The organism is uncultured Granulicatella sp. (assembly GCF_963515615.1).
Taxonomy (GTDB): domain Bacteria; phylum Bacillota; class Bacilli; order Lactobacillales; family Aerococcaceae; genus Granulicatella.
Genome location: NZ_CAUPZT010000062.1, coordinates 1 through 7,738, shown reverse-complemented (window position 1 = coordinate 7,738; position 7,738 = coordinate 1). Strand labels below are relative to the sequence as shown.

Below are 7,738 nucleotides of genomic sequence, written 5' to 3'. Positions count from 1 at the left end.
GTCCCACAAGTTGTATTGACACTGGTTCGTGTCACAAATGTTTGTGTTTCTTAGAGAATAAGAACATTCATTTCTTACTCCTCTATTGACTACAATTCTACATTAAAAATTTTTAAGACTTCTAATTCGGAATCCTTTAAACTACGAAACTCTCCAAGTGTTAAGGATTCATCTAAGTGTAATGGTCCCATACTGATTCGTTGTAGATCTACGACCGTTTTTCCGCAAGCTTTCACCATACGTTTCACTTGATGAAATTTACCTTCTTTTATCTTAATTTGAACGACTGAAGTTTGATGACCCTCATCAATAGAAAGAATCTCTAAATGAGCCGGCATACATTCATAACCATCATCTAATGTAATTCCCTTTTCAAAAGAAACTTGATCCTCCTGAGTCATGATTCCCTCAATTTTAGCAACATAAGTTTTTTCCACATGTTTTTTTGGGGATAACATTGCATGACTCAAAGCTCCGTTATTGGTTAATAATAGAAATCCATGCGTATCAATATCGAGTCTTCCTACCGGAAAGACTCCACGTTTCTGTGCTAATTCACCAATCAAGTCCAAAACAGTTGCGTGTTTCGTATCCTCTGTTGCTGAAATAACGCCTTTTGGCTTGTTCATTACATAGTACAAATATTTTTCATAATAGACTCTTTCATCATCTAGGTAAATTTCGTCTAATTTTTCATCGATTTGTACCTTGCCATTCGTTACAATTTCTTGATTTTTACGAACACGCTTTTGTTTTAAAATTAATTTAACTTGAGAACGTGTTGCTATTCCAGAATCGGCTAAAAACTTATCTAGTCTCACTGAACCTACTCCTTCATTTTTAGTTTTCTACGAATCGCAACCATTCTTTGCCCTAATAATTCGTCTGCTAATCTTGTATATAAGCTCATCAATCCATAAACAATCGCTCCAACAAAACCAACAATCGCTACAGCAATCATCGCCATTAATTTTCCATCAATATTAATGATTTGTTTTAACCCTACTAGAGTTAAGGAACTAACAATCATCATAATGAATGAAATCCCTATTACTTTTACTAATTGAATCCCCACTTTTTTAAGATTAAATAAGGTTTGATAATATAAGTGATACCCCATATAAACGGTTGCTAAAATAAATCCAAGACTTGTCGCCCATAATGGTCCTGCACCTTCAAAGAAGTAAATCATCATCGGTTGCCATAATATTTTTATTACTAACGCAATCACTAATGCTTTAATCGCAATCATATGTTGCTCCATCGATTGTTGAATCGATGTAAAGACTGTAAAGGCACCCATAAAAATACATAACACACAGGAAATCATTAATAAATACGTTCCATCTTTACTTGGTGAATAAAACACATTGTAAATTGGTTCTGCTACAACTGCCATTCCAATAGAAGCGGGAATCATAATAAAGGAATATAAACCAATATTTTCCTCAATCACATTTTTCACTTCTACATGATTTTTCACGGAATAATGAGAAGCTAATAATGGTAATGCCGCTGTTGAAATACTAATGGCAAGAGACAAAATAATCATAATAATTTTATTGGCATTAAATCCAAAAATTGTTAATAATTCTTTACTTTGTTCAAAATTCAAATGAGTAAATGTTATCGCTAGTGGTTGGAAAGTTTCTTGATCCAAAATACTAATTAATTGAATACTTGAAGTCACAATCACAAATGGTAAAGCTTCACGAATCACTTCAAACACAATACGACCAAAACTCATATTACGAGCAGGACGCCCTTCACTCATTAATCGCTTCATTCCAGGCATATCTTTCCACATTTTATAGCCTAAATAGACAAATGCAACAACTGCCCCAACAAATGCAGCAAACGTTGAATGCGCTACTGCCACTGCATAACTGCCACCAAATAACTTCATAACAAAGAACGTTAAGAGTAACATATAAATAATACGCACGATTTGCTCCCATAATTGAGATTTAGCAGAAGGTGCCATATCACTATACCCTTGATAATACCCTCTTAATAAACTTAATGGAGGAATAATCACAACTGCTGGAACTAGCGAACGAATGACCATAATACTATCTTGAATTTCTTGAGCAGAACCTCCTTTTGCAAAATAAGGAGCTGTTACAAACATGACAATCGCACTGACAATTCCTGTTGCGGTCATAAATAACATTCCGCCTTTAAAAATATTCCAACTTGTCTCGTAATCTTTTCTTGATTGATTATCCGCCACAATTTTTGAAATAGCTACTGGAATCCCAGCCGTTGAAATTTGTAATACTAATGCATAAATATTGTATGCAATGAAATATAAGAAGTTGGCATCATCTCGTTGAGTGGCAAACATCGCTCCCCAAGGAATAATGTATAATGCTCCTAGTAATCTGGAAACCATACTACCAATCGTTAGCCAGGAAGAACCTTCTAATAATATTTCTTTTGAATCTCTTTGCATACGGATTTTATCGCTTAATCCAATTGATTTTTTACTATTCCGTATCATAATATCCTACTTTCATGAAAAGTTTTTCTAATCCTAAGCGTACAATATTTTTCAAGCATTGTAAAATAAAAAATAAAATGACTGTTTAGCATTTTATTGCTGAAACAGTCACTCATTCTCTTTAACGTTCTCTAATGTAAAACCACAAAGACTTTTCATAGTAGTTTAGGCATGAGATTCGCTCTGCGAAGCTGCTGCCGTCCATTACTACTATTCCAGAAAAGTCATTTAAAAATCAAGGTTGTATCAAATGATGCTTAAATGCATATATCGTCGCTTGTGTACGATCTTCTACTTGCAACTTCGATAAAATATTCGAAACATGCGTTTTCACCGTTTTTAACGTAATAAAACACTCGTCCGCAATTTCCTGGTTCGATTTCCCTTGAGCAATCAATAAAAGCACTTCTTTTTCACGACTCGTTAATTCTTCATACAAACGAAACTCTTCTTCCACTTCATGACGATGCTCTAACTTCTCACTCACTTCTTTTTCGAATACCCCTTCTCCACGATAAGTATCACGAATCGCTTGAGCAATTTCAGAAGCAGACGAAGTTTTTAGTAAATAACTTTTTGCTCCAGCACTAATAGCTGGATAAACTTTTTCATCATCAATAAAACTTGTCACAATAATAATTTTAGCTTCTTTCCATTTCGATAAAATTTCTTTTGTTGCTTCAATTCCATCCATGACAGGCATCACTAAGTCCATTAAAATAATATCCGGTTTTAATTCCAATGCTTTTTCAACACCAATTTTCCCATTTTCCGCTTGAGCAATCACTTCAATATCTTCTTGAACAGATAAATAAGCTGATACCCCTAAGCGAACCATTTCATGGTCATCTACTAATAAAACTTTAATCATTCAACTACTCCTTCTCCTACTTTTGAGGAATTTTTATTTCTATAATGGTTCCTTGGTTTACAATACTAATAATTTTGCATTGTCCTCCCATTCCTGCAACACGTTCTTCAATATTTTTCAAACCATAACTTCCAGATTTGGAAACACTTGTATCAAATCCAATCCCATCATCTACTAGTTTTAAAATAATATAATCATCCATTTGTTTTAAAAATACTTCTAATTGTTTGGCTTTTGCATGTCGTAATGTATTCGACACCAATTCTTGTACAATTCTAAACAGGTGATCTTCAAATGTACTTGGAAGGGTCACTTCATCTAGTTCCCAATGAAGCGATAATTGCACTTTTGTCGTTAATTCTCTTAATAAACTTTCAATCCCTTGAACTAATGTTTTATTTTCGAGTGAAATTGGACGTAAATGTAAGAGTAACGCTCTCATTTCTGATTGAGAGTCATTAATTACTTTCTCTACTAAAGCTAATTGTTGTTGGATTGCTGGAGATAGTTGATCTTTTTGTTCATTCATAGCTGATAACATCATCATCGCAGCAAACAATTGTTGACTTACTGAATCATGTAACTCTCGAGCAATACGATGTCTTTCCAATTCAATAATTTCTTCCTTTGTTTCTTCACCAATATATTCCGGTCTAGAAGAAATTTGTTGAAGATTCTGAACAAATTGCTCTTGCATTTCTGCAATTTTAGCAGTTTCTTGGAAAAATGTATCCAATCGTATCATTAATAAAGGACGATACCAAATGTCATCCACCGACTTTTTAACATTTGAAAATTGCTGATTTCTAATCGCTTCTAATTGATTATAAATAACAGAATCCGTTAATCTTTGTAAGAAAAATACAATACTTGCTGCCATAAAAGTTATAATAAAGACGATTACCGTCACTACTAAAAATAATACAATTAATTGATTCGAAGATAATTTTTCTAATAATTCAATATCAAATAATGAATGTAGAACATTCACTCCTATTAAAAAGATGCTAGAGACAAATAAAAACACGACAAAACAGACACGTAAAAACCACTTCTTCATGCTTCAATCACCTCAATTTCTCCTATAAGGACTGATGAGATAATGATAATTTTCTTATTACTTGATTCAAAACGTTCTGAATACATTGTAACTGTCTCATTTTTTAATTTTAACTGTTCTCCTTCAAACTTTAACTCGCCAATAAATGCATTATGACAAAGTTTTACCCCAATTCCAATTGGAACAATAACACGAATACGCCCCATTCCTTTTCGAATCATAATGGTATTTTGTTCATTGGGAAGAACGGTATTTCCTAAATCAATAATCGTATCTCCCATAAATTGGCTAATATTAATATCATCCCATTCAAATGTATCTTTTCCAATTTTTTGGACTCCGATCCATTCCTGTCTTTGCGTATCAAATCGCTCAGAAGGTTCTTCTAACTTAACAGAAACATATCTTTTTTTCTTCCAAATCCATTCACTGCCATCTGAAAAATATTTTTTGATTAATTTTCTTCCATATGAAAGACCGTAAACGATCAAAATACTTCCAGCTAGCCAAATTCCCCATGTAGAAAATACAGCTAAAAGAATCATTAATATTCCAAAGAAAAGTCCATTTGTACGAATAAAACGATTTTTTAATTGAACAGCAATTCCAACAAAAATAATTCCTAACACAAATAAATATAATAAATGGGCATTTGTAAACAGCTGAAATCCTGTTAAACACATCCCAACTGCTATGATAAATAGAATGGAGATGAATCGATTATTTTTCATTTATATCCTTCTTTCTTTAGAAAACTTCTCACTATAAAAGTATCATATTCCTTCGTTTCTGACTATCCATCTAAAGACTGATTTCAAAAAATGCTAGGTTAGTGAAGCTTTATCGTTAGGTTTTATTCTAACATTTTGTCAACACTTATCCTAGCATTTACTGATTATGCAATTGGTGGGTCTTGCGGTTCATTATCAGAAGTAAAAGCATCCACGTTTACTTTTCTTGGCTTACTTCCTTCTGAAGGTCCTACATACCCTCTTGCTTCTAACTCTTCAATTAAACGAGCGGCACGATTGAATCCAATTTTAAATCGGCGTTGAATATAAGAAGTACTAATCGTTTCTAATTCTCGGATCATTTCTAATACTTCATAAAATAAATCATCTTCCGGATCATCTGAACTACCCTCTGATGTTTCAGAAAGCATCATTGTCTCATCGTATTCCACTTCTTGTTGTGTTTTTACAAAGTCGACAATTCTTTCTACTTCTTCATCGGTTAAATAAGCTCCCTGTACACGAATCGGCTTATTCTCACCCATTGGAATGTATAACATATCTCCTCGACCAAGTAATTTTTCAGCACCACTTGAATCAATAATCGTACGAGAATCTGTACCACTGGATACTGCAAAAGCAATTCTTGAAGGAACATTTGCTTTAATAATTCCCGTAATAACATCAACTGATGGACGTTGCGTTGCTAAAATCATATGAATCCCCGCTGCACGAGCCATTTGCGCTAAACGAATAATTGCATCTTCGACTTCATTACTTGCAACCATCATTAAGTCTGCTAACTCATCTACAATGACTACAATATATGGAAGTAATGGATTCTCTTCTCCCGTTTCCGCATTATAAGAAGCGACATGAGCGTTATAGCCATCGATATTTTTCATTCCCATTGCGGCAAACATTTCATACCGTTTTTCCATTTCAGTCACAACTTTTTTCAAAGCTTGCGCTGCTTTTCTTGGATTTGTGACAACAGGCGTTAATAAATGAGGAATCCCATTATAACCATTTAACTCTACCATTTTAGGGTCAATCATCATTAATTTAACTTCATGCGGTTTTGTCTTCATCAAAATACTTGTAATAATGCCATTAATACACACGGACTTACCACTACCAGTTGAACCAGCAATTAATAAGTGAGGCATTTTAGAAATATCACATAATCGAACATTTCCAGAAATATCTCTTCCTAATGGGACATCCAATGGTTTTGGTGATTGAAGAGCTGCTTGAATCACATCACTGAAAGCCACAAAACTTGTTTTACTATTTGGAACTTCAATTCCTACATAAGGTTTTCCAGGAATAGGCGCTTCAATACGAATATCTTTTGCAGCAAGAGCTAAAGCAATATCATCACTTAAATTCACAATTTTACTAACCTTCACTCCAATAGCAGGCTTAATTTCAAATTTAGTTACAGCAGGCCCTACTAATGGATTTGGCATCACTTTTGCTTCTACTCCAAAACTTTCAAATGTTCGCTCTAAAATTTTAAGATTCTTCTCAACAATCATCTTCTCATCTGATTGATCAGATGGTGGAATTGGATTTAATAATGTTAATGGTGGCAATTGATAATCTGAATCATCAGTTCCTCCATTAATGACAAAGTCTTCTAAATCCTCTGTATCTTCCTCTACTTCTGTAGGTTCGATAGAATGTTTGAAAGAAGTTGGTTCTTCTCGTTTCGGTTGAATAAACTCCTCTTCAACAATTGGTTTTGTAACAGGAGGAGGTGTTACTTCAGGATAAAGTTCTTCAAACTCATCCTCATCCTCTTCTTCCTCTTCATCAAAAACAAAGTTTTTCATCTTATCGATTAAAGAAGGTTTCTTTTCTTTGACTTCTTTTGGTTTTGTTTCAATCACTTCTGGTTTAGTTTCCCGTACACGAGATTCTTTTTCAACTTTATTCTCTTCTAGTTGGTGTTGAATTTGAGCAGTCCAATTTCTTAAAACTTCGAAGACATCTCTTAAGTGAATTTCAAATGCTACGAATATAGCAATCATAAATAGTACGAAAATCGTCAAATAAGTTCCCCATTGAGAAACTAAGAAATACGTCACCGTATAAAACAATGCTCCAATCATTCCGGAACCTAAATTTTGTTCGTTCGTATTTGCTTTAAAATCAATCGCATAACGAGCCATCATTTCTTTAAATAATTGCCCTCCAGCTTGGACATGATTACTAAAACTTGCTACTTCAACCCATAGAAAAATCGCAATCAAAAGACACGTTACAACACCAATCCATTTTTTAGGAATGGAATGAATTCTACCACGGAATAATACTCCTATTGAAGCGATTATTCCAACAATCCCCGCATATATCAATAAATCTCCTACAAAAAAACGAATACTATTTGCAAAGAATCTTCCTAAAAATCCTAATTTGAAAATGGCTAAAAATTGAATGAGAATCAAAATTGCCATTACAATTTCAATAGATATTGCAGAATCCATATTCTTTTTCGTAGATTTTCGTTTTTTCTTTTGTTCTTGCTTAGCCACTTTACTCTCCTTCTGAATATAGTTTTCCTTCTG

At 33.6% G+C, this 7,738-nt stretch carries 6 protein-coding genes; all 6 read right to left on the bottom strand.

Annotated elements, in window-relative coordinates; translation table 11 throughout:
- Positions 1–89: 89 nt before the first annotated feature.
- A complete protein-coding gene (locus RYL55_RS07940; RefSeq protein WP_315008489.1) occupies positions 90–821 on the bottom strand; it encodes a pseudouridine synthase in 732 nt (243 codons plus the stop codon).
- A gap of 5 nt (positions 822–826) precedes the next feature.
- Positions 827–2,503, bottom strand: a complete 1,677-nt coding sequence (locus tag RYL55_RS07935) for a polysaccharide biosynthesis protein (RefSeq protein ID WP_315008487.1) — start codon at positions 2,501–2,503, stop codon at positions 827–829.
- Between the two features lie 235 nt (positions 2,504–2,738).
- The gene (locus RYL55_RS07930; RefSeq protein WP_315008485.1) at positions 2,739–3,374 is read right to left on the bottom strand and encodes a response regulator transcription factor; all 636 of its coding nucleotides are present in this window, start codon (positions 3,372–3,374) and stop codon (positions 2,739–2,741) included.
- A 16-nt stretch (positions 3,375–3,390) separates the two neighbouring features.
- Positions 3,391–4,434: a sensor histidine kinase gene (locus RYL55_RS07925; RefSeq protein WP_315008483.1), complete on the bottom strand. Its 1,044-nt coding sequence runs from the start codon at positions 4,432–4,434 to the stop codon at positions 3,391–3,393.
- Positions 4,431–5,165: a cell wall-active antibiotics response protein LiaF gene (liaF, locus tag RYL55_RS07920; RefSeq protein ID WP_315008482.1), complete on the bottom strand. Its 735-nt coding sequence runs from the start codon at positions 5,163–5,165 to the stop codon at positions 4,431–4,433. Before liaF ends, RYL55_RS07925 begins: the two co-directional genes overlap by 4 nt.
- Positions 5,166–5,329: 164 nt before the next feature.
- On the bottom strand, positions 5,330–7,657 hold the full coding sequence (locus tag RYL55_RS07915) for a DNA translocase FtsK (protein ID WP_315008491.1): 2,328 nt from the start codon (positions 7,655–7,657) through the stop codon (positions 5,330–5,332).
- Between the last annotated feature and the right edge of the window lie 81 nt (positions 7,658–7,738).

What these genes read in the sequence shown, in the direction of transcription:
- RYL55_RS07935 (WP_315008487.1), bottom strand. Translation starts at nt 2,503, where the DNA reads ATGATACGGAATAGTAAAAAATCAATTGGATTAAGCGATAAAATCCGT.
- RYL55_RS07930 (WP_315008485.1), bottom strand. Translation starts at nt 3,374, where the DNA reads ATGATTAAAGTTTTATTAGTAGATGACCATGAAATGGTTCGCTTAGGG.
- RYL55_RS07925 (WP_315008483.1), bottom strand. Translation starts at nt 4,434, where the DNA reads ATGAAGAAGTGGTTTTTACGTGTCTGTTTTGTCGTGTTTTTATTTGTC.
- liaF (WP_315008482.1), bottom strand. Translation starts at nt 5,165, where the DNA reads ATGAAAAATAATCGATTCATCTCCATTCTATTTATCATAGCAGTTGGG.
- RYL55_RS07915 (WP_315008491.1), bottom strand. Translation starts at nt 7,657, where the DNA reads ATGGATTCTGCAATATCTATTGAAATTGTAATGGCAATTTTGATTCTC.